Below are 26582 nucleotides of genomic sequence, written 5' to 3'. Positions count from 1 at the left end.
AGTCAATCGGGCTGTTCACGTTGACGTATTGCCGACAACCTCGACCACCCAATCAATGAACACGCGCAACTTCAGGCTGACATGCCGGTTGGGCGGATACGCCACGTACAGCGGCATCGATTCGAGCTGCCAGTCTTCGAACAGCGGCACCAGTTCGCCCCGCGCTTCGTGGGCGGCGGACATGTATCTGGGCAACCACAACACGCCCATCCCGGCCAGGCCCGCGGCGAGATAGGCATTGCCATCGTCGACCGCCAGGACGTGGCGTCCCCTGATTTGCAGCCGTTCCTGAGCATTGTGCAAGGCATACGGCACCGGTTTACCGGTGCGCGCCCAGAGAAACCCGACCACCCGGTGGTGCGAGTCTTCCAGATCTCGAGGATGCACTGGCGTGCCTGCACGGGCCAGATAGGCCGGTGCAGCAAATACCCCCAGCTGTAAATCGGCCAACTTACGCGCCATCAACGACAGATCCAGCAATTCGCCCCCGCGCACCACGCAATCAACGTTCTCATCAATGATGTCGACGATGCGGTCGCTGACGCCCATGTCGATCTGAATGTCCGGATACCGCGCATGGAACTCCGGCAGTGCGGGCACCAGAATATGCCGCGCGAAGGGGCTCGGCACATCGATACGCAATCGCCCCGACGGCACCGCCGCAACGCCCGGCAGGCTGGTCTCCGCGTCGTCCAGTTCGGCCAGCAGCTTGACCACTCGCAGGTAATAAGCGGCGCCATCGGCGGTGACGTTGACCTTGCGTGTGGTGCGGTTGAGCAGTTTGACCCGCAAGCGTGCCTCCAGCTGTTGCACCAGCTGGGTCACAGTGGTCTTGCTCATGTGCAGGGTTTCTGCCGCTTTGGTGAAGCTCCCCGCCTCGACCACCCGGGCGAAGGCCTGCATTGCGTCAAAACGATCCACGGTGCGCGCCTCGATTGTTTGGAATTTACAAACAGTGAACGCCAAGCTTGCGCGTTTATCGGCCCGCTGCAAATACCTAAAGTGGCGCCATCACCTCACTGATGGAGACACCCTGATGACTCAGCGCGACGTTGTTTTCCCGCCCACCCGCCGCACGCTCTACGAGCGCCACCGCTATTCGCCGGCGATTCGCTCGAACGGTTTCCTGTTTGTGTCCGGGCAAGTTGGCAGCACCGAAGACGGCACGCCAGTACCGGATCTGAAAGATCAGGTACGCCAGGCGTTCCATAACCTCAATGCGATACTGGATGAGGCCGGCGCCAGCTTCGAGGATGTGATCGACGTGACGATATTCATCGTCGACCCACAATCGAAATTCGAGACGATCTGGAATGTCGTTCTGAGCGAATTCTGGGGCGATGCACCGCACCCGACGGTGACGGCGGTGGGCGTGACCTGGCTGTACGGGTTCGATTTCGAGATCAAGGTGATCGCCCGGTTGCCGGACGCTGGCTGATCGTCAGGTCGATTTGCAGCAGGGGCCGCGATTCTTCAGACTGTCGGCCCCTGCTGCTTTCTGACCATCGACATGCCTGAAGCCTTGCTCAAACCCGCCCTGCCAGGCACTGCCCTGCGACGCTGGCGCCGGTTGCACCGGATCAAGCAGGACCATGCTGCGCAACTGTTCAACGTCACGCAGTCGACTATTTCGCGTTGGGAAAGCGGCGCTTTGCTGATGGATCCGTCGGCGCACCTGCAGTTGGAGCAACTGCTGACCGCGCGCCTCGACACGGCTGGCGATCAAGCCCTTGCCCGGCTTATTTGCGATAGCGTGCGGCCAGTGCATCTTGTCTGCGACCTTACGCACCGGTTACTCGCCTGTTCCCCTGCCCGTGCCGCGCAATTCGCCAGTCCGCTAAGCGAACTGCTCGGTCAGTCGCTCTGGCGTTTTGTCACGCCTGAAATTGCCCGCCATGAACGAGCACTCGATGCCCTTGGCTGGCGGGAAGTCCAGGCACCGCCGGCGCTGGAGTTCGCCACCGGCAGCAACGATTCCGAGCTCGTGCCGATTCGCCAGAGCCTGTGTCGCTGGACGCGCATCGCCTTGTCCGACGGCACTGCGGCACGGCTGGTCGAGACGCTCTGAACGCATATTTTATGCGTGGACGCTGCAGCCTCCCGGTCCTAGGCTTGCCTTTCGGTCAACCCCAAGGGCAGGTTTATGGATCTTGAAAAAATCAGCGGGCGTCTTGAATTTCTCCGCGAGGCTGAAAGACTCAAGGACGTGCTCAGAAGCGCACACACCTCCAGCGGCCGACCCGAAAGCACCGCCGAACACAGCTGGCGCCTGTGCCTGATGGCAATGGTGTTCGCTGACGAATTGCCCGGGCTTGATCTGCTGAAAATGCTGAAAATGTGCGTCATTCATGATTTGGGCGAAGCGCTTAACGGTGATATCCCGGCCGTCGATCAAGCGGCGTTCCCGGACAAGGGCGCGCAGGAGCGAACCGATTTGCTCTTGCTGATGCGCTCACTCGACGAACCGCTGAGAAACGAGATTCTGGCGCTCTGGGATGATTACGAAAACGCTGAGTCCGCCGAGGCAAGAGCGGTCAAGGCGCTGGATAAGTTGGAAACCCTGCTGCAACACACTCAGGGGTTCAATCCGGCAGATTTCGACTACCGCTTCAATCTCACCTACGGCCAGAAACACACCAGCGTCGCGCCGGTTTTCGCTGCATTGCGCACGCTTATCGACCGCGACACCGAAGGCAGAATCAGCGAGCGCATGCCGCGCCACGACCAGGACTAAATACCCGGACATAGCCGACCGGTTGCCAAGGCCAGCCGTGTCTGGTTGCATAGCCATCCTCAATCACGGGCTCACCTGAGGCATCTGATCGTTCCCACGCTCTGCGTGGGAATGCAGCCCGTGACGCTCCGCGTCACTGGACGCAGAGCGTCCCTTGAGGCATTCCCACGCGGAGCATGGGAACGATCGCATCTTTTTATCTTCAACAAAAAGGCCCCGAAGCTTTCACTCCTGGGCAGAGCGCCTGACCAAGGCGCTGGCCTTTGTGCGTGTACATACGTATAACCTCGCCGACTCGTCTACCCTGAGTGTGCGTCACACGTCGCGACTTCAGTCTTTTGGACGCTTACGAAACGGAGAATTTCATGCTCAAACGAACCCTGGCACTGACCGCCGGCCTGGCCCTGTCTATGTCTGCGCTGATGGCGCAGGCCGCTGATGTGTTGCGCGTCAGCGCCATTCCCGATGAAGCGCCGACCGAACTGCTGCGCAAGTTCGAACCGCTGGGCGCGTATCTGGAACAGCAACTGGGCATGAAGGTGCAGTTCGTGCCGGTGGCCGACTATCCGGCCGTGGTCGAAGCCTTGGCTACCGATCGCCTCGACATGGCCTGGCTCGGTGGTTTCACTTTTGTTCAGGCACGTTTGAAGACCGAGTCGACGACGCCAGTAATTCCGCTGGTACAGCGTGAGCAGGACGCACAGTTCACCAGCAAATTCATCACCGCCGACCCGAACGTCAAAAGTCTCGCTGATCTCAAGGGCAAGACCTTCGCCTTTGGTTCGGTGTCGTCGACCTCCGGCAGCCTGATGCCGCGTTACTTCATGCTGAAAAATGATGGCATCAAGCCGGAAGCGTTTTTCAGCCGTGTCGCCTATTCCGGCGCCCACGACGCCACCGTCGCCTGGGTGCAGGCCGGCAAGGTCGACGCCGGTGTGCTGAACGCCAGCGTCTGGCAGAAACTGGTGGCTGCCGGCAAGGTCGACACCAACAAGGTCAAGGTCTTTGCCACCACGCCGACCTACTTCGATTACAACTGGACCGTGCGCGGCACCCTTGATCCGGCGCTCGCGGCGAAACTCAAGCAAGCCTTCCTTGATCTCGACCCTGCCAAGCCTGAGCAGAAGAAGATCCTCGATCTGCAGGCCGCCAGCCGCTTCATCGACACCAAACCCGAGAATTACAAGGGCATCGAGGAAGCCGCCCGCGCCGCCGAATTGTTGAAATGACTCTACGCCTCAACCAGGGCAGCCTGCGCCATGCCAATGGCGTCGATGCCCTTCGTTCTGTCGATTTACAGATTGCCGCGGGCGAGCAAGTCGCGATCATCGGTCCGTCCGGCGCCGGTAAATCGAGCCTGCTCAACCTGTTGGCCACCGCACTGCGGCCCAGCAGCGGTGACATCGAAGTGCTCGGCGAACGCGCCTGGCACTTGTCAGCCCGCCAGCGCCAACGCCTGCGTGCGCGGATCGGCCTGGTGCATCAGGCGCCGCCGCTGCCGCCGCGTCAGCGTGTGGTCACAGCCGTATTGGCCGGCAAGCTCGGCCAATGGAGTCTGGGCAAAAGTCTGTTGAATCTATTGCATCCGCTGGATGTGGCCGGCGCGCGCGCGGCATTGGCCCGGCTGGATCTGGGCGACAAGCTGTTCGCACATTGCCAGCAATTGTCTGGCGGCCAGTTGCAGCGCGTCGGCATCGCCCGCGTGCTGTATCAGGCGCCAGAAGTGTTGCTGGCCGACGAACCCGTGTCGGCGATGGACCCGGTGATGGCCGGGCATACCTTGTCGGTGCTGTCGCGCCATGCCCGCGAGCATAACGTCACCCTGGTGGCGAGCCTGCATGCAGTGGACCTGGCGCTGTCGCACTTCCCACGCATCATCGGTCTGCGCGACGGACAGATTCTGTTTGATAGCCCTTCGGCGGACGTCAGCCACGAAATGCTCGACGCGCTGTACGCCAACGAAAAATTGCAGTCGCCGACTGCGGCGGTGGCGCCGCTGACTGTGCAGATCCCGCGATGCTGAAGGCCGATTCACGCGACCCGGCCGCCTGGCCGAGACTGCTTCTGACGCTGTTGGCGATTGCCCTGCTGTGGCCGGGCATTCATTTGAGCGAACTGAATCTGGGCGTGTTGCTGCCTGACAGCCAGAACGAGATGGGCCGCTTCGTCGCGCAGTTCTGGCCGCCGGCGCATGACGCCGCGTTCATACAGATTCTGCTGACCGCGACTCTGCAAACCCTGGCCATTGCCACGGCCGGCATGGCCTTGGCGCTGCTGCTGGCGGTGCCGGCCAGCCTGATCGCCAGCCGCGCGTTGTCACTGTCGGCGGCGTCACGGGGCGGCGTCCCGAGTCGCTGGGGACGGCTGCTGCGCTGGCCGGTGCGCGGCTTGCTGATTTTCCTGCGCAGCGTGCCGGAGATCGTCTGGGCGCTGCTGTTCGTGCGTGCGGTCGGCCTCGGCCCGGCGGCAGGCGTGCTGGCGATTGCCATCACGTACAGCGGCATGCTTGGCAAGGTCTACGCGGAGATTTTCGAGTCCACCGACCAGCGCCCGGCCCACGCTTTAATGCAGGCCGGCAGCGGTCGACTGGCGGCGTTCGCCTACGGCACGCTGCCCAATGTCGCGGCGGAGCTGCTGTCTTACAGCGTTTATCGCTGGGAATGCGCGATCCGCGCTTCGGTGGTGATGGGCTTTGTCGGCGCCGGAGGCTTGGGTCAGCAGATCGACTTGTCGATCCGCATGTTCGCCGGTGGCGAAGTGGCGAGCATGCTGCTGATGTTTCTGCTGCTGGTGCTGATGGCTGATCAGTTCAGCCGTTTGCTGCGCTGGAGGCTGGCATGAATCGCCTGATCAACCTGCTGCTGATCGCGGCGATCGCCGTCGCGGTGGTTGCTTCGTTCAGCTATCTGGGGCTCAACCTCGGCGAACTGGGCAGCGCGGCCAGTCTCAAGCAGATGGGCGCTTATGTGCAGCGCTTTCTCAGCCCGGACCTGAGCGCGGACTACCTCAAAGCGATTCTCCACGGTTCGCTGGAAACCCTGGCCATGTCGGCGCTCGGCACGTTGCTCGCCGCGGTGTTCGGCATCGTCGTGGCGCTGCCCGCCGCCGGGCGTTTCGGCTGGCCGCTGCAAAGCCTTTCGCGCCTGTTGCTCAATGGTTTGCGGGCGATTCCGGAACTGGTCTGGGCGGCGCTGATGGTGTTGGCCGCCGGCCTCGGGCCCAACGCCGGCACCCTCGCCCTCGCCTTGCACACCACCGGCGTGCTGGGTCGGCTGTTCGCCGAAGCGCTGGAAAACACCCCGCCGCAGCCGGCCGAAGCGATCCGTTTGCAGGGCGGCAATCCGCTGCTCGCGTTCTGCTACGGCACCCTGCCGAACCTTGCGCCGCAACTGCTCGCGTACATGCTGTATCGCTGGGAAAACAACATCCGCATGGCCAGCGTGCTGGGCTTTGTCGGCGCCGGCGGGCTGGGGCAGATGCTCTATGTCAGCCTCAGTCTGTTTCAGGAAGCCCAGGCCAGTACGGTGATTCTGGCGATGCTGGTGCTGGTGTTTCTGGTCGACTGGCTGAGTGCCTGGAGCCGCCAGCGTTGGGTCAAGGCCTAGCGTTTACAGGCAGCTCAGTGGATATCTGGCAAAAGCTGATTATGCTTGAGGAAACCTCGCCGCCCGGCGAGGCGGTCAGACTGTGCACGCGACACGCGACAGCAAGGGCGATTTTTGCCACAAGGCCAGAGTGAACAAGCAGTAACGGGGGACTCCGGCCTACAACAATAAGCACAACGGAGAACACCCATGGCCTCAATCGACACAGCATCCACCGGCAGTCCACCGCGCAGCGGCGGCATCACCAAGGAAGAGCGCAAGGTTATCTTCGCTTCGTCCCTGGGCACGGTTTTCGAGTGGTACGACTTTTACCTCTACGGCTCACTGGCGGCGATCATCGCCAAGCACTTCTTTGCCGGCGTCAACGAAACCACTGCATTCATCTTTGCCCTGCTCGCCTTTGCGGCGGGCTTTGCGGTGCGGCCGTTCGGCGCGATCGTGTTCGGCCGGCTCGGCGACATGATCGGGCGCAAACACACTTTTCTGATCACCATCGTGATCATGGGCGTGTCCACCGCCATTGTCGGGTTGTTGCCCAGTTACGCGACCATCGGCGTCGCCGCACCGATCATCCTGATCATCCTGCGTTTGCTCCAGGGTCTGGCGCTGGGCGGCGAATATGGCGGCGCTGCGACTTACGTGGCCGAGCATGCGCCGCGCAACCGTCGCGGATTTTTCACCTCGTGGATTCAAACCACCGCCACGCTCGGGCTGTTTCTGTCGTTGCTGGTGATTCTGGCCTGCCGCACCGCGCTGGGCACGGAAGCGTTCGAAGCATGGGGCTGGCGGATTCCGTTTCTGCTGTCGATCCTGCTGCTGATCGTCTCGGTGTACATCCGTCTGCAACTGAGCGAGTCGCCGGTGTTCCAGAAAATGAAGGCCGAAGGCAAGGCGTCGAAAGCGCCGCTGACCGAATCCTTCGCCCGCTGGGACAACCTCAAAGTGGTGATCATGTCGCTGCTCGGCGGCACGGCCGGGCAAGCGGTGGTCTGGTACACCGGGCAGTTCTACGCATTGTTCTTCCTGTTGCAGACACTGAAAATCGATGCGCAGACTGCCAACCTGCTGATCGCCGGTTCGTTGATCATCGGCACGCCGTTTTTCGTGATCTTCGGCAGCCTCTCCGACCGCATCGGGCGCAAGCCGATCATCATGATCGGTTGCATTCTGGCGGCGCTGACTTACTTCCCGATCTTTAACGCGCTGACCCAGTACGGCAATCCCGATGTGTTCGTGGCGCAGGATAAAAACCCGGTCAAGGTGATCGCCAATCCCGACCAGTGCTCGTTCCAGTTCGACCCGGTGGGCAAGGCCCGATTCACCAGTTCCTGCGACCTGGCGAAGACGCTGCTGGCGAAGCGCGCGATCCCTTATGAAAACGTCGACGCCGAACCGGGCACCGTGGCGCAAGTGCGCATCGGCGACAAGGTCATCGAAAGCTTCGAAGGCAGCGCCCTGCCCGCCGCCGAGTTCAAGGCGCGCAACGACGCCTTCACCGCCAATCTCGCCGCCGCGCTGAAGGAAGCCGGTTACCCGGAAAAAGCCGATCCGGCGAAGATCAACTACCCGATGGTGCTGCTGTTGCTGACCATCCTGGTGATCTACGTGACCATGGTCTATGGGCCGATTGCGGCGTGGCTGGTCGAACTGTTTCCAACGCGCATCCGCTACACCTCGATGTCGCTGCCCTACCACATCGGCAACGGCTGGTTCGGCGGCTTCCTGCCGACGGTGGCCTTCGCCATGGTCGCGGCCACCGGGGATATCTATTACGGCCTGTGGTACCCGATCGTCATTGCCGTGATGACAGCGGTGCTCGGCACGTTCTTCCTGCCGGAAACCAAGGACCGCGACATTCTCAAGGACTGATCGGCGTCACGGCGCCCGCTTGCAACGAGCGGGTGCCATTCGCTCTCAACCGGCTGAAAAAGATCGAACCCGCCGCTTTGTGATGCCTCCAATGGTTACACCAATGGAGGTCATCACCATGAACAGCAACCACAACGACAAAACCCCGAACGGCCCACCTACCGACACCTCTGGCAAACCGGTGAATGTGGTCGAGCGTGCTCTTGAAGATCGCGATGAAACCACCGAGGGCGTGGACAAGGTCATCACACCGTCGTCGACTCGTGTGAAGGAGCAGGATGCCGGAGAGCTGCAGCGCAAGGTGGATGAGATCGAGCGCAAGGTGGCGGATGGCAACTGAGGTGGTTTGGTCAGTGTGAGTTGGAATGGGCTCGGCGCTGAATGTTCTTCGGGTTCGAGACCGTCGGCCCTCACCCTAGCCCTCCCGAAACGTCGGACCGCCCGGAGGGAGAGGGAACTGACCGCGATGTCTTCCGTCCTACATCGACCTGAAAGACCGAGTCGATTATGGATTCAAAGCCGATCGTTCAAGTCGGTGCAGCTCTCGAATAATCCCCATTCGGTCCCCTCTCCCCCTGGGAGAGGGCTAGGGTGAGGGCTTTCGCAGGCTCAACGCATTCCCCAACGCAGCCCCACCCGCCGTGTTATCAAAAATGCACCACGTCTCCACTCCTTGCGCCGCCTCGGCCAACAACCGGCGCCCGAGCACCTGCAGAAAATCCGCCGAATAATCGCTGAAATAAATCCGCGGCGATCCATGCAACCGCCAATACCGCACCCCCGCCCAGCCGCGCGGTTCGCTGTCGGTACTGATGCGCGAGGGATCCACCGCTGCCTGAGCGATTCGATGACTGACCAGCATCGGCTCAGCCGCCACCCAGGATTCGTGACGCGGCTCCAGCACCACCGCACCGTCAAAGCGCTCACGCAACGCACAGAAAAACCCGTCTGCCTCAACCGCATCAAACCCCAGCGACGGCGGCAACTGCACCAGCAGACACCCGAATCGATCCCCCAGCCCGCCGCACTGCGCGAGAAATTCGTCGAGCAACGTTTCGCAATCAAGCAAGCGCCGCTCATGGGTGATCTGTTTGGGCATTTTTACCGAAAAGCGAAAACCGTCCGCCACCGAGTCAGCCCAGCGTTCGTAGGTCTCGCGTCGATGCGCACGGTAGAACGAGCTGTTGATCTCCACGGCATTGAGCCGCGCCGCATAGCGCTGCAAATGCGTGCCGACCGAGGGAAATTGCGGCCAGTATTCACGGCCCAGACTCCAGCCGGCACAACCAATCAACAGTTTTGCTTGACGCTCATCGCTGTTCATTTCTTGCCTGGCAACACCGCGCCGAGGACTTGCTTGGCGGTTTGCACAATCACGCCGGCCTCGTCCGGGTCGCCTTTGAGCAGCGTGCTCGCAAACTTCTTCGCCTGCTCCAGCTTGATGTGTGGCGGTAGCGGCGGCACGTTCGGGTCGGTCTTGAATTCGATCAGCACCGGCACGTCCGAGGCCAGCGCCTGCTCCCACGCGGCGGCGACGTCCTCCTCACGTTCGACATAAATACCCTTGAGGCCAATCGAGATGGCGAACAGGTGATACGGCACATCGGGAATGCTTTGCGAAACCTCGAACTTCGGATCGCCCTCCATCACCCGCTGCTCCCAGGTCACCTGATTGAGGTCTTCGTTGTTGAACACCGCGCAGATCCATTTCGGGCTTGCCCACTGCCGCCAGTATTTGGCGACTGTGATCAGCTCGGCCATGTTGTTCATCTGCATCGCGCCATCGCCAACCAGCGCGATGACCGAACGTTCGGGGTAGGCGAACTTGGCAGCAATCGCGTAGGGCACGGCGGCGCCCATCGAGGCAAGACCGCCGGACAGCGAGCATTTCATGCCGCGGCGGGTTTTCAGATCGCGTGCGTACCAGTTGGCGCACGAGCCGGAATCGCTGGTGATGATCGCCTGCTCGGGCAGGCGTGGTGACAGCTCATAAACCACGCGTTGAGGGTTGATCGGATTGGCTTTGGCCATGGCGCGTTTTTCCAGGGTTTTCTCCCAGGTGCCGCGCCAGCCTTCGATTTTCTTGCGCCATTTGCCCGCGTCTTTTTTCTCCAGCAGCGGCAACAGCGCGGCGAGCGTTTCTGCTGCGTCGCCGACCAGGTTGACCTCCATCGGGTAGCGCAGGCTGAGCATGTCCGGTTGCAAATCGATCTGCACGCCACGGGCCTGGCCCTCTTTGGGCAGGAATTCCGAATACGGAAAACCTGAACCGATCATCAGCAAGGTGTCGCATTCGCTCATCAGCTTGTAGCTCGGCTCGGTGCCGAGCAGGCCGATGCTGCCGGTGACCCACGGTAACTCGTCGGGTAATACGGCTTTGCCGAGCAACGCCTTGGCCACCCCGGCGCCGAGTTTTTCCGCCACGGCAATCACCTCATCGGTCGCCTGCAACGCCCCGGCGCCGACCAGAATGGCAACTTTCTCGCCGGCGTTGAGCACCTCGGCGGCGCGCTGCAGATCCGCCTCGTAAGGCAGCACTTTCGGCTTGCTGTAACCGACGCCGGAATGCGCGGTGCCGTGGGCCCTCGCCGGTGCTTCGTAGGGCAGATCCTGCAAATCATTGGGCAGAATAATCGCCGTCACTCGCCGTTCACCGACCGCAGTGCGTACCGCGCGATCAAGCAGATGACGCACCTGCGACGGCGCTGAGGCCTGCTGCACGAACGCGCCGGCGACGTCCTTGAACATCGACACGAGATCGAGTTCTTGCTGGTAGTGACTGCCCAGCGCGGTGCGTGCCTGCTGACCGACGATGGCCAGCACCGGCATATGGTCCATCCGTGCATCGTAAAGACCGGTGATCAAGTGAGAAGCGCCAGGGCCGGACGTGGCGATGCACACGCCCAGTTCTCCGGTGAATTTGGCGTGGGCCGAGGCCATGAACGCGGCCATTTCCTCGTGCCGCGCCTGGACGAATTCGATCTTGCCCTGCGCCCGGCTCAGCGCACCGAACACGCCGTTGATTCCGTCGCCCGGGTAGCCAAAAATGCGCGTCACGCCCCACTCGCTGAGCCGTTCGACCAGAAAATCTCCCACTGTCATCGTCATCTTGATCCTCGCCTTTCACCGTTTAAGGGTGCATTTGCGACGCGGCACGCGCCGGCAGGTGTATGGGTCTGGACCATCGACGGAACGGCGAAGTTTCGATGAATTTGCACTGGCGAGCGATTCGCCAGCGAGACTGGATGACGCATCGGTGAGCCTTTTGTCAGCCACTCGACGAGTTTTTCTGAGGCGTTTGCCCTCCCCTGCGGTCGACAGCACAACGACCGCCGGAGGACGAACGATGACTGACGTAACTAGCTTTTTGCTCGAGCGTAACGACTGGGTACCGAACAATCCGCAATTGCCGGTGCTGGTGTATTCCAACGCATTAGCCCTCGAAGGCGACGACCCGGCCGCGCTGTTCGAAAAGACCTTTCAGGCCAACGGCTGGCCGCCGCAGTTTCGCTACCACGTCTACGATTTTCACCACTATCACACCCAGGGCCATGAGGTACTCGGGGTCGCCCAGGGTCATGCGCGGCTGATGCTCGGCGGGCCCGGTGGACGTGAGGTGCAAGTCAGTGCCGGCGATGTGTTGCTGCTGCCGGTCGGCACTGGCCATTGCAGCCTTGAATCCAGCCCTGACTTTCTCGTGGTCGGCGCGTATCCGCCGGGGCAGCAAGGCGATATCTGCACGGACGCGCCGAGTGCCGAGCAACTTCAGAACCTCGCGAACCTGGAGTTCCCGCAGCGGGATCCGATGCAGGGCGAGCACGGCGCGCTGTTGCAGCACTGGGCCAGATAGCGCTCAGCGATGCGGGTGCACGGTCAGCGCGACGAGTCTGCTCACCACTGGCCGAACCACCAGAATGCACAGAAAGGCCACCGGCATCGCCAGTTTGTAGGCGTGCAAGGCATTGCTCAGGTAATCGTTATCAATGCCGGCGTTCGCTGCGGTGATCACCAGCGACATGAGAAAGGCCATGATCGTCGCCATGTACAACGCAAACAAATACGGCGTGGCGCGCGGCGAGAGCTTGGGGCGGCTGGAAATGGCGGTTTCGGTGGCTTCACTCATAGGGCTTTTTTCCATTGGCGTTGACAGGGAGCCTGCACCTTAGCAACGCCGCAGACAGGCAACTAGACGGCTAGCGGCAGGTACTTTATAAAGCACAACTTACGAATCTGCGGTGCACACCTCCTGAATGAATCTTCTCGCGGCGATTGCCAGTTTTATCAAAGTGGTGGAATCCGGCTCGATTGTCGGCGCCGCCAAATCGCTGGGGGTCAGCGCGGCGGCCGTGAGCCAGACGCTCAACCGTCTCGAAGCGCATCTGGGCGTGCGCCTGCTGCAACGCACCACGCGGAGCATGGCGCTGACTGAGAACGGCGCGGTGTATTACGAAAAGGTCAGGCAGATTGCGGCGGATCTGGAATCCGCGCAGAGTTCGATCTGCGGCGATCAGGAAGAACTCAAAGGACGTCTGGTCATCGCCTCCACCGCCGCGTTCGGCCGGCACGTGCTCGCGGGCCTGATCGCTGGATTCGCCGCGCAACACCCAGGCCTGCTGATCGAGCTGTCGACCACCGACGGCAAGATCAACCATATTCAGGATGGCATCGACCTGAGCTTGCGCATCCGCCCGCAACTCGAAGACGGCATCGTCGCGCGCAAGCTGGTCTCGCTGCCCTTCATTCTTTGCGCCGCGCCGGCTTATCTTGCGCGCGCCGGTTGGCCGCAATCGCCTGATGACTTGCAACACCACGCCTGCCTGGCCTTTCGTTACCCGCTGGACGGGCGCTTCCTGCGCTGGGGTTTTGTCCGCGACGGGCAGCGTTATGACGCGCCCATCCAGGCCAGCGCGATCAGCGACGATATCGACGCGCTGACGCAAATGGCCGTGCATGGCGCGGGTATCACCCGTCTGGCCGAGTTCGTCGCCGCGCCGTATCTGGCCAGCGGCCAATTGTTGCCGTTGTTCGACAACCCGCACAGCGCAGTCACCGAGCCGATGGATATCTTCGCCTGCGTGCAGGAACGCGCCGCGATGACGCCCAAAGTCCGCGCATTCCTCGCGTACCTGACACAGCAACTGGCCGCACGCTGGCCGATGCACGAGTCAGCTGCCAGCAACTAACTCTGGCATGCGCCGGCAATTTTCCTTACGGTGATCATCTACTTTCAGCCTGCCCACGATGAGGTCCGATTCATGAGCAATGCGCCTTACGTTCCGCCCAAAGTCTGGAAACACGAAGCCCCGTCCGGCGGCCACTTCGCCAGTATCAACCGCCCGATCGCCGGGCCGACTCACGACAAGACCCTGCCGGTCGGCAAACATCCCTTGCAGCTGTATTCGCTGGCAACGCCCAACGGCGTGAAAGTGACCATCCTGCTTGAGGAATTGCTGGCGCTGGGGCATGCCGGCGCCGAATACGACGCGTGGCTGATCCGCATCGGCGAGGGCGATCAGTTCTCCAGCGGTTTCGTCGAGATCAACCCGAACTCGAAGATTCCGGCGCTGCTGGACCGTAGCGTCGAACCACCGATCCGCGTGTTCGAATCCGGCTCGATCCTGCTGTACCTGGCGGAAAAATTCGGCGCCTTCCTGCCCAAAGAACCCGCCGGACGCACCGAAACACTCAACTGGCTGTTCTGGCAGATGGGCTCGGCGCCTTACCTGGGCGGTGGCTTCGGGCATTTCTACGCGTATGCTCCGGAAAAACTCGAATACCCGATCAACCGCTTCACCATGGAAGCCAAGCGGCAACTGGACGTGCTCAATCAGCGTCTTGCAGAGAACGCCTACCTGGCCGGTGACGAGTACAGCATCGCCGACATCGCGGTGTGGCCGTGGTACGGGCAACTGGTGCGCAACAACGTCTACTCCGCCGCCGAATTCCTCGCCGCGCACGAATACACCCACGTGCAGCGCTGGGCCGAAGCCATCGCCAAACGCCCGGCAGTGATGCGCGGCCAGCGGGTCAATCGCACCTGGGGCGACGAAGCCAGCCAAGTGCCTGAACGCCATAGTGCAGATGATCTGAACTGAAATCGCCATCGTTACAGGCTGACCGCGTTCCGGCTGAAAGAACGCGGTCAAACTGTAGGAGCTTGCCTGCAAGCGATAGCGGTTGAACATTCAACATCGCATTGACTGAAAGAAAGCCATCGCCAGCAGGCTGGCTCCCACAGTTGGGCCAGGTACATCTGACAGATTTTGATTGGCTGTCAGACCGTCATCGCTGGCAAGCCAGCTCCCACAGAAACCGAGTACAGCCAGCAGGCCGAGTGCCCAGCTCGCCTGCCTTTGATCTTGATACCAGCGATGTTGAAGGCCGAGGCTGAAATCAGTCTGAAAATCAAAAGCCCCTCATCGGAACGCCGCCCGCCTATCCCTCTCCCGGAGGGAGAGGGGACTGATCGAGGTGGATGCGAGAGTTACGCCGACAAGAAATACTGAGTCGAATACAAATTTCCAAGCCAACCCAAATCGGCTCCCTCTCCAGGGGGAGAGGGCTGGGCGGGCGGCGTTCCGATGAGGGGCAAATCCACTGCAAATCCAAAGCCATGCGCCGCTTCTCACCACTCAATAGGCCGAGTGTCAGCTCGCCTGCTTTTGATCTTGATCCACCGGCGACATCGGAAGGCTGAGTGGAGGGATTGATCCGGGCGTGGGAGCGCAGCGACCGTCTGGCGTAGCCAGACACAGCGGAAGTAGGTGCAGCGCAGCAAACCGTAGCCGCTGCGCCCGGATCGATCCCGCAGCGAAGGGACCCGAGCCTGCGAGGGCCGAACGTAGGAGCAAGCGTTTTGGGTTACCTTTTTGGCGTTTGAAAAAGGTGACCCGCCGTAAGGGCGGAACCTTAAGCCGCCGTTACCGCAGCAACGGATATGTACCCACATCAAAAAGTGTGAAAAGTCCGCCAACAGTTCCCAACATCAATAACAAGGGCGCCCCGGAACCGCCCGCAGGGCCCTGTTTCCGCTACCCACTGTTAGTCATCAACCGCAATCCGCGATAGTCTCCCAGCGAATTCCTCAAGAAGCATCGCACCATGACCGACCCGGCATTTGCCCCCGACATCGAAGCCATCAACCGCATTGACGCGGTGCCGGTGATCCTGAGCATGGTCAAACACCTCACCGGCATGCGTTTTGCCGCAGTGGCCCGGGTTACCGAGCGCAACTGGGTAGCCTGCGCCGTGGATGACTCGATCGATTTCGGCCTGTTGCCGGGCGGCGAACTGGTGCTCGAATCGACCATTTGCCATGAAATCCGCCAACACCAGCAACCGGTGATCTTCGGCCAGGCCAGTGCCCACCCGATCTTCTCCGTGCACCACACGCCGAAGGCCTACGGGCTGGAAAGCTATATTTCCATCCCGATCATTCAGGCCAACGGCAACTTCTTCGGCACTCTTTGCGCGATCGACTCGGTGCCGGCAAACCTCGACGAACCGGCCATCGCCAAGACACTCACGCTGTTCGCGCAACTGATTGCCATGAGCCTCGACACCCAGAATCGTCTGGAAGCGACCACCGTCGAGCTGAGCAACGCCAACGAACTCGGGCGCCTGCGCGAGCAATTCATCGCCGTGCTGGGCCACGACCTGCGCACCCCGCTGAGCGCCGTGCGCATGAGCGCCGACCTGCTGCACAGCAGAACCGAGGACAAGCGCTCGCTGAACCTGATCGCGGCGATTCGCAACAGCTCGGTGCGCATGGGCGTATTGATCGAGAACATCCTCGACTTCGCCCGCGGTCGCCTGGGCAGCGGCATCCCGGTGCAGCGCAAGTTCGTGCGCGACCTGAATCAGGTGTTGCAACTGAGCGTCGCCGAAGCGCAGGCGGCTTATCCGCAGGCAACGTTTGTTAATGATCTGGATTTGCCGACAGGGGTCTACTGCGACGCCCTGCGCATCAGCCAATTGCTCTCCAACCTGCTGAGCAACGCCGCCACCCATGGCTCGAACAGCGCGCCGATCGTCCTCAAGGCCTGCGCCGAAAACGACGAGATTGTCATCACCCTGACCAACCACGGCACCCCGATTCCGGCGCAATTGTTGCCGCGACTGTTCGAACCCTTTACCCGCGCCGAAGCCGAGCAAAGCCGCGAGGGTCTGGGCCTGGGGCTGTACATCGCCGCGCAGATAGCAGCCGCGCACAACGGCACGCTGCACGTGACGTCAGACGCCGAAGCGGGAACCTGCTTCACGACAAAATTCCCGGCCCGCCTCCATCCCTCACCCTAGCCCTCTCCCGAAGAGAGAGGGAACAACCGCGGTGGATGGACGAGATACGCCGACGTGAAATACCGGGTCGAATGCAGACTTTGAAAGCAAAATCAAAAGCCCCTCACCCTAGCCCTCTCCCAGAGGGAGAGGGGACTGACCGTGGTGGATGCGAGGAATACGCCGACCTGGGATACCGAGTCGTACGCAATTTTCAAAGCCAAAGCAGATCGGCTCCCTCTCCTAGGGGAGGCGGCTGGGCGGGCGGCGTTCCGATGAGGGGCCGCCACACCACAAACCCAAAGCCATCACACCCGCTCCTAACCACTCAACAATGAGCGCCAGCTCGAGTGCTCTTGATCTTGATCTTGCCTAACCAGCGACATCGGAAGGCTGAGTGGAGGGATTGATCCGGGCGTGGGAGCGCAGCGACCGTACGACGCAGTCGTACACAGCGGAAGGAGGTGCAGCGAAGCAAACCGTAGCCGCTGCGCCCGGATCGATCCCGGAGCGAAGGGACCCGAGCCTGCGAGGGCCGTACGTAGGAGCAAAGCCTTTTGGTTCCTTTTTGGCGTTTGAAAAAGGGACTCGCCGTAAGGGCGAAACCGCCAGAAGCCACCCCCGAAGCAACGGATATGGCCCCAAAACAACCAGAGCATGGTCGGCCCGAAGGCCGCCAAGACACAAAAAAAAACCCCACAACCAAAAGGCGTGGGGCAAAGGAATTGGTTGGTTGCGGCCAACCAAAGGAGCTCAGCCAAATCAAAAAATCAGATGCAATCCTGCGCCGCCCGCTCAAAACTCGACGGCAACAAATTCGACGCCAGCAAATGCCGCTCATAAATGAACACCTTGCCGCCATTCCCCGCCTTGTAAGCCTCAAGCACGTTGTCCGCGGAAATCTTGCTCGGCACCACGATCCGATAACTGCGCTGGGTCTGCGAAACCGTCGGGTGCAGCGCACTGCCCTGCAACTTGGGCACCACGCACTCGGCGTACTGCTCAGGAGTCTTGCTGGTCTGCAAGGTCAGGCTCGGATTGTTCGGTGCCGAAGCACAACCGGCGAGCAACAAGGAAGCGACAGCCATGGCAGGAACGAATAAAAGACGCATCGGGGTAATCCTGAAAATAAAGGTTCGGTTCAACCGGCAACGGTCCAGCCTCACGGAGCCGCCGTTGCCATTTATGTTTTGAGAGATCAGCTCGACGCCACCAGGGCCTTGAGCGACACATCGAATTGCTTCAAGGCATCGAATTGCAGGTCGCGCTGTTTGTCGATCTGCGCCGCAATCGCCGGCGCGGCCTGGTCATGCACCCACACCGAAGGCAGCTGTTTTTCCACCGCCCCTTCAGCCTTGCCAATGTACTGCAGGTCGGCGTCGTAGAAACGTGCGGTAAAGCGCGCCTCGACCAGGCTGTTACGCTGGGTCAACAAGCGGTTGAAGGTGTCGAGCTTGACCACCACGTCCGGATGCGCCTGCACCAGCGCATCGAGGTTGTCGTAGACCGTCACCGACAGAAACTGCTGTTGCAACGAACTCACCAACCAGTCGATCGCCAGCTCCGGATCGGAGCTGCCGACAAACGCTTCGCGAATCCGCGAATCCAGCGCATCTTTCGCGCCGTTGGCCGCCATGTCGTGGTACCGCTCGAGGTATTGCAGGTTGTCCAGGGTGTTCGCACTGAGCAACACGCCGACGGTTTGCGAAGGCTGCAAGGTCGCGCTGCTGCCACCCAGGCTCTGGAAGTGGCACGCCCCGGCGTCGGCTGCGTAGGTCGGTGCGGTAAACATCGCACCCGCGGTCAGCAGGGCGAGCAAAGCCAGTCGGGGCAGGATGTTCATCGCGCAATTTCCTTGAGCGGCGTGGTCGATGGAGGCGATTTTCCACCGATTGCCGGCAAAGCAGAACTTGCGTTTCTTGATGGTCACTATTACTTCTAGCAATAGTTGCGCTCGCGCAGACTGCGAGACACTCCAATACAACGACAAAGACCCGTGAGGTTTGCCTTGAGAACGTTTGACCTGATCCGTGACGCCGTTTTTCCCGAATATCGCGAGCGCGTGGCCGAGTATCTGGTGCAGTACGAAAGTGTCTTGCTAGACAAAAACCGTCGCGATCCACAACTGATCAAAGACACTGCCAACCAGTTGCGCGGTTACCTGCGCGGGCTCAACACCACGCGCGTGTTGGGTATGGCTTATTGGGAGGAGCTGGATCGCCGAGTGGTGGACACCTGGCTCGCGCCCACGCCATGACCGTCTAGACTTGCCGGCAGGTCGAGATTCCCGATGAGCAAGGTCAACGAGGCGGTCGACCACCTGCGCAGCGGCAAGGCGCGCTATCGCGTGGTGCTCGACTCCAGTCAATAAAGCCAAGGCGCGGCGGTGCACGCCGACCGCGCCCTCTGCGAAAAATCTGCCCGAACGCTTACAATCGCCGGTCTTACCGCCCAATCAGACAGGCCCGCCCGGAAATGCTGCTCGACCCGCCAACGATGCTCACCATCACCATCGCACTTGCAGCCGCTGCCGCGCTGTACCTGGCGGTCGAATGGCGCAGTATTCGTGAATCTTCGCTGCTGTTCTGGAGCGCCGGTTTCGCCACTATCAGCGTCGGCTCGACGCTCGCCCTGATGCGCAGCAGCGGCTTCCTGTGGCTTGGCATCTGGTTCGCCAATGGCCTGCTGATGACCGCGCACTTCTTTTTCCTGCTGGGCGTTGCGCGCTTTACCCAGACGCGGCTGTCGCCGGCCTGGTATCTGGTGTTCCTGATCTGGCTGGTGATGCTCCTGTTACCGGACGGGCCGCTGTGGTCGAAAGCCATGCTGGTGGCCAATTCGCTATTGGTGGCGATCCCGACGCTCAAGGCCAGCTCACTGCTGCGCCCGCACGGCAAATCGCTAAGTGTCGGCGCGGTGCAACTGCGCTACGTGCTGCTCGGTCATGGCCTGTTCTACGTGGCCAAAGCGCTGACCGTGGTGATACCCGGCACGTTGATCGATCTGGCGGCGTTTCGCGGTGAGATCATTCAGATTTCCCTGGTCGAAGGCGCGATGGCGATCATGTTGATCGCGTTGTCGATGACCGGCACCGAACGCTATCGACGGGAAGAGCAGATCGCCCGCCTCGCCGAGCGCGACCCGCTGACCGCCCTGTACAACCGCCGCGCGCTGGAAAAACGTGCACCGCGCCTGCTGCAACAGGTGTCGCCGCAACAGCCAGGCGCCCTGCTGCTGATCGACATCGACAACTTCAAACTGGTCAACGACCACTACGGCCACACCGCTGGCGACCGCTTGCTGATCGCCCTGAGCGAAATGATTCTTGCGGCCCTGCCGCGCAATGCACTGACCGCGCGGCTCGGCGGTGACGAGTTTGTCATTCTGTTGAACAACGCTTCCAGTGAGCGCATCGTCGAACTCGGCGACACCCTGCGCGACCAATTTCATGCCATGGCGTCACAGAGCTTCCTGACGCCGTCCGCCGTCACTCTGAGCATCGGCGCCACCGCGTTCGACACGGCCCCGGCCAGTCTCACGGCACTGATCGAACAAGGTGATCTGGCGCTATACGAATCCAAACGCGGCGGACGCAATCGCCTGCGTCTGACCGGGCTCACCACTCCAGGATAATAAAAACTATGTCCAGCCTCGACACGCCACTGCAAGATCTCGCTGCCCCCGAAGGCGTCTGCTACGGCTGCGGCGGCCGCAACCCGCATGGCCTGCACGTCAAGAGCCGCTGGCACGACGACGGCGTCCACGTCATCGCCGAGCACCTGCCGGACGGCCAATATTGCGGCTGGCCGGATCTGGTCTACGGCGGCCTGATCGCCATGCTGGTCGACTGCCACTCCAACTGGACAGCGATGGCCTACCACTACCGCGCAGAAAACCGCGAAGCCGGCAGCCTGCCGCGCATCGACTGTGTCACCGGCAATCTGGGCATCAAATTCATCAAACCGACACCGATGGGCGTGCCGCTGATCTTGCGAGCCAGGGTTGATGGTGAAGTCGGGCGCAAGACGCGAGTGATTTGCGAAGTGTATGCCGGGGAAGTGCTGACGGCAGTGGGCGATTCGGTGTTTGTACGCGTGGATACTGGGCAGTTGGCGGATGCGGCGCATGGGCGTTGAAGCCTGGTATCAAAATTCTTTGCGACAGACTGACAGACCGGGTTGCCTTCATCGCTAGCAGGGCTAGCTCCCACAGGTTATATGAGCGCCTCAGGCAATGTGTTCCGATCCCGGGAGCCATCACAACATTCTGATCGACGCATACCTTGTGGGAGCGCCTCAGGCAATGGGTTCCGATCCCGGGAGCCATCACAACATTCTGATCGACGCATACCTTGTGGGAGCTAGCCCTGCTAGCGATGGCGGCAACCCGGTCTCAGCTCAAACCCAGATAGCGCCCCACAGCGGATAATCGGCAAGCTTTTGAACCAGCCCTGCTCGCAACGGGTTGGCTACAACATAGCGCGCGACGTTCACCAGTTCCTCCTCACGCCTCAAGGCCCGGTCATGAAATCCTTTCTGCCAAAGCACCATCCTAGAGCCGGAATCCTTGTTCACCGCTTTAGTACTCAACGACTTGGTTTTCTGCATCAGATCGCCCAACGACCCTTGCTGTAGCTCTACCAACCAATGGAAATGATCAGGCATGACGACCCATGCCAATGAATTGACCACGCCATGATCATGCGCACTCTGCAACTGCTCCGCTACCAGGCGCCCCAGAGCGAAGTCCCGGAATACCGGGATGCGGCGGTACGTGTTGGTGGTCAGCAAGTAGATGCGGTTGCATTCAGCGTAGCGGCCGTGACGCAGACGGTGTGATGAAGGTGAATCGGGCATTCCGTGCCCCTCCCTTAAGTGTTCAGGAGAAGGCTAGTTGGCTTGAATGACTACGCATCGGCAGACGTTTGGCAGGATGTGTCTGGTGAATGGCAATCGCTAGCAGGCTCGCTCCCATAGGGATTTTTGGAGTATTGACGGGATGTGTCAGAAAATGAATAGGGCGTTAAAGAAGCACCCGACGGTGCTTCTTTAACGGGGAATCAGCGCGCAAATGCCGCCCGCGCCGAGTGCAACTTCCTGTAGCTCTCAATCAAACGCAAATGCCGATCCAGCCCTTCCAGCTTCATGCTCGTCGGGGTCAGTCCGTAGAAGCGTACGCTGCCGTTGACCGAGCCAATCGCTGCGTCCATGCGCTCGTCGCCGAACATGCGGCGGAAGTTGGCTTCGTAGTCTCCCAGCTCTAGATCCTCGTCCAGTTCCATTTCCAGCACGACGTTGACTGCTTGATAGAACAAGCCGCGTTCGACGGTGTTGTCGTTGTATTGCAAGAAGGCTTCCACCAGATCCTTGGCTTGTTCGTACTTCTGCAGGGCGAGGTAGATCAGCAGGCGCAGTTCGAGGATCGTCAGTTTGCCCCACGGCGTGTTGTCGTCGAACTCAATGCCGATCAGCGTAGTGATGTCGGTGTAATCGTCCTGTTCGCTGTTTTCCAGACCTTGGGCGAGGTTGCGCAGGCCGACTTTGCTCAGGTTGTGCAGGTTGAGGATGTCGGCGCGAAATTGCAGGGCTTTGTTGGTGTTGTCCCAGATCAGGTCTTCGATCGGGTAGATCTCCGAATAGTCCGGCACGAGGATGCGGCAGGCCTTGGCACCGATGTGTTCGTAGACCGCCATGTAGACTTCCTTGCCCATGTCTTCAAGGATGCCGAACAGCGTCGCGGCTTCTTCGGCGTTGGAGTTTTCGCCCTGGCCGGAGAAGTCCCACTCGACGAATTCGAAGTCCGGTTTGGCACTGAAGAAACGCCACGACACCACACCGCTGGAATCGATGAAGTGCTCGACAAAGTTGTTCGGCTCGGTCACTGCCTGGCCGGAGAACGTCGGCTGCGGCAAGTCGTTGAGGCCTTCGAAACTGCGGCCCTGAAGCAATTCGGTCAGGCTGCGCTCCAGCGCCACTTCGAGGCTCGGGTGCGCACCGAAGGAGGCGAACACGCCGCCGGTGCGCGGGTTCATCAGAGTCACGCACATCACCGGGAATTCACCGCCCAGCGAGGCATCCTTGACCAGCACCGGGAAGCCCTGCTCTTCCAGGCCTTTGATGCCGGCGAGGATGCTCGGGTATTTTTCCAGCACTGCTTGCGGCACGTCCGGCAGGGCCATTTCGCCTTCGAGAATTTCGCGTTTCACCGCGCGCTCGAAAATTTCCGACAGGCACTGCACCTGCGCTTCGGCCAGGGTGTTGCCAGCGCTCATGCCGTTGCTCAGGTAAAGGTTTTCGATCAGGTTGGACGGGAAGTACACCACTTCGTTGTCCGACTGACGCACGAACGGCAGCGAGCAGATGCCGCGCTGGGTGTTGCCGGAGTTGGTATCGAACAGGTGCGAGCCGCGCAGCTCGCCGTCGCGGTTGTAGATCTTGAGGGTGTAGTCGTCGAGGATCTCGCTCGGCAACTCGTCTTTCGCGCCCGGTTTGAACCATTGTTCGTCCGGGTAATGGACGAACTCGGCGTTGGCGATCTCTTCGCCCCAGAACTGGTCGTTGTAGAAAAAGTTGCAGTTCAGGCGTTCGATGAACTCGCCCAGCGCCGAAGCCAACGCGCCTTCCTTGGTGGCGCCCTTGCCGTTGGTGAAGCACATGGGCGAATGCGCATCGCGGATGTGCAGCGACCAGACGTTAGGCACGATGTTGCGCCACGAAGCGATTTCGATCTTCATGCCAAGGTCGGCGAGGATGCCCGACATGTTGGCGATGGTCTGCTCCAGCGGCAGGTCTTTACCGGCGATGTAGGTGCCCGCTTCAGAATCCGAATGTGGCATCAGCAAGGCCTGAGCATCGGCATCGAGGTTGTCGACTTCTTCGATGATGAACTCCGGACCGGTCTGCACGACTTTCTTCACGGTGCAGCGATCGATCGAACGCAAGATGCCCTGGCGGTCCTTGTCGGAGATATCCGCGGGCAATTCGACCTGAATCTTGAAGATCTGGTTGTAGCGGTTTTCCGGGTCGACGATGTTGTTCTGCGACAGGCGAATATTTTCCGTGGGGATATTACGCGTGTCGCAGTACAACTTCACAAAGTAAGCCGCACACAACGCCGACGATGCCAGAAAGTAATCGAACGGTCCCGGTGCCGAGCCATCGCCTTTATAGCGGATAGGCTGATCGGCGATCACCGTGAAGTCGTCGAACTTGGCTTCAAGTCGAAGGTTGTCGAGAAAGTTGACCTTGATTTCCATGCGGGATTACCAGAATACGGCTAAACGAATGGCCGCCATTATCCGGCTTTTGCGCCCGATGTCTTGTGCTTTCGGGATTCGCCGCCGGCCGGCGACACTGGCAATTTCGGCAAATTCGCTACACTTCCAGGCAACGCGTCGTCATCCATGACAACAATCTGAACAATGTCCCCGCGCCGTTGTTCTAGATTCAGAAGACACCGGATCAAGGACGAGCACATGGCCGTTTCTGCTTCTGCGCCACCTCTGCCGAGCCCGCAACGTGCGGTCACCCGCCGCCTGGCCATCGCCGTCGGCGCACTGTTCATTGCTGGCGTCATCGCCGCGGTCAGTGCCCTGCTCGGCATTGCCAGCCAGCTCGATAAAAAAGACGTCGAACAAAACCAGTTCTACTCGGCGCGAGCCCTGGAGAACCGCATCACCACTTCGAAAAACTACATCACCAGCTACGCCTACTGGACCACCGCCTATGAGCGTTTGAGCGGGCCGGTGGATACCGACTGGGCCTACACCGAGCAGAACATGGGCAAAACCATGTTCACCAGCGACGGCTATGACGGTGTCTTCGTGATCGATCGCAATCGCACCAAGTACTCGGTGATTCGCGGGCAAATGGTCGACACCGATATTTCCGAGGTGTTGCAGGTACCGGCCGCCGCTCTATTGGAGCAGGCGCTGAGCCAACCCGACCTGACCAAACCGGTCGCCACCTATTCGCTGTTCGAAGGCTGGCCGGCGCTCATCACCGCAGCACCGATCATCCCCAACGACGAACGCCCGCGCGATGAGCCGCAGAACACCTCAGTACTGATATTCGTCGACAAGCTGACCCCGACCAAACTGCGCAAGATCGGCAGCGGCTACGGCCTGACCAACCTGACCCTGGCCCCGGATGACACCATCGAAAGCAGCCAGCCAAGGGTGGCGCTCGACAGCACCGGTTACAGCCTGGTCGCCGACCTGCAGCGCCCCGGCCAGCAATTGTTGTGGTCGCTGATCCCGCCTCTCGGCGCGACGCTGGTGGTGCTGATGCTGTTGACGGCGTATTTTTTCCGCCATGCACTGCGCTCCTCGCAGTACGTGGATAACAGTATCGAAGCGATGCAGGCTTCCAACCTCGCTCTCGAAAGTGCCAACCATGCCCTTGAAGCCAGTGAAGAGCGTTTTCGTGCCGTGGCCGAGGCCGCTTCGGACTGGATCTGGGAAATCGACCGCAATTTGTTGCTGACTTATCTGTCGGCACGTTTCAGCGAAGTCACCGGTTACCCGCAAACCCTGTGGCTGGGTCAGCCCATCGGCGAACTGCTGACCTGCGACACCACACCGCTGGACCAATGGCTGCGCAAGCTCAGCGAAGAAACCAGCAGCGGCGATTTGCGCTGCACCTACCGCGACCATTCCGGCCAGCCGCGTCATTGTCGGCTGTCGGCGCGGCCAATCTTCCATCAGCACGATGTCGTCGGCTATCGCGGCACCGCCAGCGACATCACCGATGAAGTGGCTGCCCATGCGCAGATCCAGCACTTGTCGATGCACGATGCTTTGACCGGCCTGCCGAACCGCAACAAACTCGCGCGTTATCTGGATGACGTCCTGCTGCTCAAGGAACACGCGCTGCCACTGACGTTGCTGATGATCGACCTCGACAACTTCAAACCGATCAACGATTCACTCGGGCATCCGGCCGGTGACGCGGTATTGCAGGAAGTCGCCGCACGCCTGCGCGAATGCACCCGCGAACATGACCTCGTCGCGCGTCTGGGCGGCGATGAGTTCATCGTCGCGCTCAACGGCATGGACAGTCATCATGAGATCGACAAGTTCTGCACGCGCCTGATCGGCAGCCTGCACCAGCCGATCCTGTTCGAAGAACATCCGCTGCACATCGGCGCCAGTATCGGCATCGCGCTGAGTCGGCGCCATGGCTACGTGCCGAGTGATCTGATTCGGTATGCCGACATTGCCTTGTATCAGGCCAAATCCGACGGCAAGAACACCTGGTGCTATTTCGAAGCGCACATGAGCGATCAGATCCAGACGCGTCGGCAGATGGAAGACGACATGCGCCACGCGCTCAAGCACAACGAATTCATCCTGCATTACCAGCCGCGCTACAAGGTCGATGGCAAGCAGATTGTCTCGGTCGAAGCGCTGGTGCGCTGGCAGCATCCGACCAAGGGGCTGCTCGGCCCGGACGTGTTCATCCCGCTGGCCGAACAGACCGATCTGATCGTGCCGCTCGGGCGTTGGGTGTTGCGCGAAGCCTGCGAAACCGCGCTGGCGTGGCCCGAGGATGTGCTGTTGTCGGTGAACCTGTCGCCGGCGCAATTTGCCGTCAGTGATGTGGTCGAGGATGTACGCGAGGTGCTGGTCGCCACGCGCTTCCCGGCCAGCCGCCTGGAGCTGGAGATCACCGAGAACGTCATGCTCAACGACACCGACGGCGCACTCGCGACCATGAACGCTCTGAAGCTACTCGGCGTGCGCCTGAACATGGACGATTTCGGCACCGGTTATTCCTCGCTCGGCTACTTGCGCGCCTATCCCTTCGATGGCATCAAGATCGACAAGCGCTTCATCGCCTCGATCAGCAGCGGCGCCAACGATCGCGCGGTGGTGCAGGCGATCATCGGGCTGGGTAAAGCCATGGGGCTGACCGTGACCGCGGAAGGTGTCGAAACCGAGGAGCAACTGGATATCCTTGGCGTCGACCAATGCAACGAAGTGCAGGGCTACTTCATGAGTCGGCCGATCGACAAAGCCGCGTTTGCCGAGTTGTTGCGGGCCTCACGCCTGTCGCCAGTCAGCGGTACGACTGGTAGAAAGGGCCGGGTGACCTGAG

Annotated in this window: 25 protein-coding genes; 17 read left to right on the top strand and 8 right to left on the bottom strand. The window is 60.8% G+C overall.

Features of this window, described 5'->3' with window-relative positions; translation table 11 throughout:
• Positions 1-15: 15 nt before the first annotated feature.
• Positions 16-921, bottom strand: coding sequence for a LysR substrate-binding domain-containing protein (locus J3P75_RS12395; protein ID WP_434710792.1), 906 nt, complete (start codon positions 919-921; stop codon positions 16-18).
• A gap of 115 nt (positions 922-1036) precedes the next feature.
• Between J3P75_RS12395 and J3P75_RS12390 the strand changes: the two genes are divergently transcribed.
• The 9 genes from J3P75_RS12390 (at position 1037) to J3P75_RS12350 (ending at position 8548) form a co-directional block, all read left to right on the top strand.
• Positions 1037-1438, top strand: a complete 402-nt coding sequence (locus J3P75_RS12390) for a RidA family protein (protein WP_434710790.1) — start codon at positions 1037-1039, stop codon at positions 1436-1438.
• A gap of 72 nt (positions 1439-1510) precedes the next feature.
• The gene (locus J3P75_RS12385; protein ID WP_434710788.1) at positions 1511-2068 is read left to right on the top strand and encodes a helix-turn-helix domain-containing protein; all 558 of its coding nucleotides are present in this window, start codon (positions 1511-1513) and stop codon (positions 2066-2068) included.
• A gap of 75 nt (positions 2069-2143) precedes the next feature.
• Complete coding sequence (locus J3P75_RS12380; protein WP_434710786.1) at positions 2144-2734, top strand: HD domain-containing protein; 591 nt, start codon at positions 2144-2146, stop codon at positions 2732-2734.
• A 365-nt stretch (positions 2735-3099) separates the two neighbouring features.
• Positions 3100-3963, top strand: a complete 864-nt coding sequence (locus J3P75_RS12375; protein ID WP_434710784.1) for a putative selenate ABC transporter substrate-binding protein — start codon at positions 3100-3102, stop codon at positions 3961-3963.
• The gene (locus J3P75_RS12370; RefSeq protein WP_434710782.1) at positions 3960-4757 is read left to right on the top strand and encodes a phosphonate ABC transporter ATP-binding protein; all 798 of its coding nucleotides are present in this window, start codon (positions 3960-3962) and stop codon (positions 4755-4757) included. The genes J3P75_RS12375 and J3P75_RS12370 overlap by 4 nt, the downstream gene beginning before the upstream one ends.
• Positions 4751-5575 (top strand): PhnE/PtxC family ABC transporter permease, encoded by an 825-nt coding sequence (locus J3P75_RS12365; protein WP_434710780.1) that lies wholly within the window; start codon positions 4751-4753, stop codon positions 5573-5575. Before J3P75_RS12370 ends, J3P75_RS12365 begins: the two co-directional genes overlap by 7 nt.
• A complete protein-coding gene (gene phnE / locus J3P75_RS12360) occupies positions 5572-6339 on the top strand; it encodes a phosphonate ABC transporter, permease protein PhnE (protein WP_434710779.1) in 768 nt (255 codons plus the stop codon). Before J3P75_RS12365 ends, phnE begins: the two co-directional genes overlap by 4 nt.
• 189 nt (positions 6340-6528) lie before the next feature.
• A complete protein-coding gene (locus J3P75_RS12355; protein ID WP_434710777.1) occupies positions 6529-8208 on the top strand; it encodes an MFS transporter in 1680 nt (559 codons plus the stop codon).
• A 118-nt stretch (positions 8209-8326) separates the two neighbouring features.
• Positions 8327-8548: a hypothetical protein gene (locus tag J3P75_RS12350; protein ID WP_434710775.1), complete on the top strand. Its 222-nt coding sequence runs from the start codon at positions 8327-8329 to the stop codon at positions 8546-8548.
• 246 nt (positions 8549-8794) lie between these two features.
• On the opposite strand, the gene J3P75_RS12345 is transcribed toward J3P75_RS12350, so the two are convergent.
• Together J3P75_RS12345 and J3P75_RS12340 are read right to left on the bottom strand one after the other, a co-directional pair.
• Positions 8795-9532 carry a DUF72 domain-containing protein gene (locus tag J3P75_RS12345; RefSeq protein ID WP_434710774.1) on the bottom strand — a complete coding sequence of 246 codons (738 nt, stop codon included), beginning with the start codon at positions 9530-9532 and terminating at the stop codon, positions 8795-8797.
• The gene (locus J3P75_RS12340) at positions 9529-11316 is read right to left on the bottom strand and encodes a thiamine pyrophosphate-requiring protein (protein WP_434710772.1); all 1788 of its coding nucleotides are present in this window, start codon (positions 11314-11316) and stop codon (positions 9529-9531) included. The genes J3P75_RS12345 and J3P75_RS12340 overlap by 4 nt, the downstream gene beginning before the upstream one ends.
• A gap of 238 nt (positions 11317-11554) precedes the next feature.
• Here J3P75_RS12340 and J3P75_RS12335 point away from each other — a divergent pair, with 238 nt between their 5' ends.
• Positions 11555-12058 carry a cupin gene (locus tag J3P75_RS12335; RefSeq protein WP_434710770.1) on the top strand — a complete coding sequence of 168 codons (504 nt, stop codon included), beginning with the start codon at positions 11555-11557 and terminating at the stop codon, positions 12056-12058.
• A gap of 3 nt (positions 12059-12061) precedes the next feature.
• Here the strand turns inward: J3P75_RS12335 and J3P75_RS12330 are convergent, their stop codons facing one another.
• Positions 12062-12331 carry a DUF2798 domain-containing protein gene (locus J3P75_RS12330; protein WP_434710769.1) on the bottom strand — a complete coding sequence of 90 codons (270 nt, stop codon included), beginning with the start codon at positions 12329-12331 and terminating at the stop codon, positions 12062-12064.
• A 127-nt stretch (positions 12332-12458) separates the two neighbouring features.
• On the opposite strand from J3P75_RS12330, the gene J3P75_RS12325 reads away from it, so the two are divergent.
• The 3 genes from J3P75_RS12325 to J3P75_RS12315 all read left to right on the top strand — a co-directional run bounded on the left by J3P75_RS12325 (position 12459) and on the right by J3P75_RS12315 (position 16506).
• Positions 12459-13391, top strand: a complete 933-nt coding sequence (locus J3P75_RS12325) for a LysR family transcriptional regulator (RefSeq protein WP_434710767.1) — start codon at positions 12459-12461, stop codon at positions 13389-13391.
• A 72-nt stretch (positions 13392-13463) separates the two neighbouring features.
• Complete coding sequence (gene yghU / locus J3P75_RS12320; RefSeq protein WP_434710765.1) at positions 13464-14303, top strand: glutathione-dependent disulfide-bond oxidoreductase; 840 nt, start codon at positions 13464-13466, stop codon at positions 14301-14303.
• 1006 nt (positions 14304-15309) lie between these two features.
• The gene (locus tag J3P75_RS12315) at positions 15310-16506 is read left to right on the top strand and encodes a GAF domain-containing sensor histidine kinase (RefSeq protein WP_434710764.1); all 1197 of its coding nucleotides are present in this window, start codon (positions 15310-15312) and stop codon (positions 16504-16506) included.
• Between the two features lie 749 nt (positions 16507-17255).
• On the opposite strand, the gene J3P75_RS12310 is transcribed toward J3P75_RS12315, so the two are convergent.
• Positions 17256-17597: a hypothetical protein gene (locus J3P75_RS12310; protein ID WP_093101244.1), complete on the bottom strand. Its 342-nt coding sequence runs from the start codon at positions 17595-17597 to the stop codon at positions 17256-17258.
• An 86-nt stretch (positions 17598-17683) separates the two neighbouring features.
• The gene (locus J3P75_RS12305; protein WP_434711275.1) at positions 17684-18328 is read right to left on the bottom strand and encodes an ATPase; all 645 of its coding nucleotides are present in this window, start codon (positions 18326-18328) and stop codon (positions 17684-17686) included.
• Positions 18329-18493: 165 nt separating this feature from the next.
• On the opposite strand from J3P75_RS12305, the gene J3P75_RS12300 reads away from it, so the two are divergent.
• The 3 genes from J3P75_RS12300 (at position 18494) to J3P75_RS12290 (ending at position 20621) form a co-directional block, all read left to right on the top strand.
• A complete protein-coding gene (locus tag J3P75_RS12300; protein WP_434710762.1) occupies positions 18494-18742 on the top strand; it encodes a hypothetical protein in 249 nt (82 codons plus the stop codon).
• Positions 18743-18960: 218 nt separating this feature from the next.
• Positions 18961-20118, top strand: a complete 1158-nt coding sequence (locus J3P75_RS12295) for a GGDEF domain-containing protein (RefSeq protein ID WP_434710760.1) — start codon at positions 18961-18963, stop codon at positions 20116-20118.
• 8 nt (positions 20119-20126) lie between these two features.
• Positions 20127-20621, top strand: coding sequence for a PaaI family thioesterase (locus tag J3P75_RS12290; RefSeq protein ID WP_434710758.1), 495 nt, complete (start codon positions 20127-20129; stop codon positions 20619-20621).
• A 261-nt stretch (positions 20622-20882) separates the two neighbouring features.
• Here the strand turns inward: J3P75_RS12290 and J3P75_RS12285 are convergent, their stop codons facing one another.
• Complete coding sequence (locus J3P75_RS12285) at positions 20883-21341, bottom strand: REP-associated tyrosine transposase (RefSeq protein ID WP_434710756.1); 459 nt, start codon at positions 21339-21341, stop codon at positions 20883-20885.
• Positions 21342-21544: 203 nt separating this feature from the next.
• Positions 21545-23740, bottom strand: coding sequence for an OsmC domain/YcaO domain-containing protein (locus J3P75_RS12280; protein ID WP_434710755.1), 2196 nt, complete (start codon positions 23738-23740; stop codon positions 21545-21547).
• A gap of 219 nt (positions 23741-23959) precedes the next feature.
• Between J3P75_RS12280 and J3P75_RS12275 the strand changes: the two genes are divergently transcribed.
• On the top strand, positions 23960-26581 hold the full coding sequence (locus J3P75_RS12275) for a bifunctional diguanylate cyclase/phosphodiesterase (RefSeq protein ID WP_434710753.1): 2622 nt from the start codon (positions 23960-23962) through the stop codon (positions 26579-26581).
• Position 26582: the final 1 nt, after the last annotated feature.

The organism is Pseudomonas sp. R1-1 (genome assembly GCF_051132135.1).
In the GTDB taxonomy this organism is placed as follows: Bacteria; Pseudomonadota; Gammaproteobacteria; order Pseudomonadales; family Pseudomonadaceae; genus Aquipseudomonas.
Note: the sequence above shows the minus strand (reverse complement) of the source record. Positions and strands in the feature narration are given on the sequence as shown.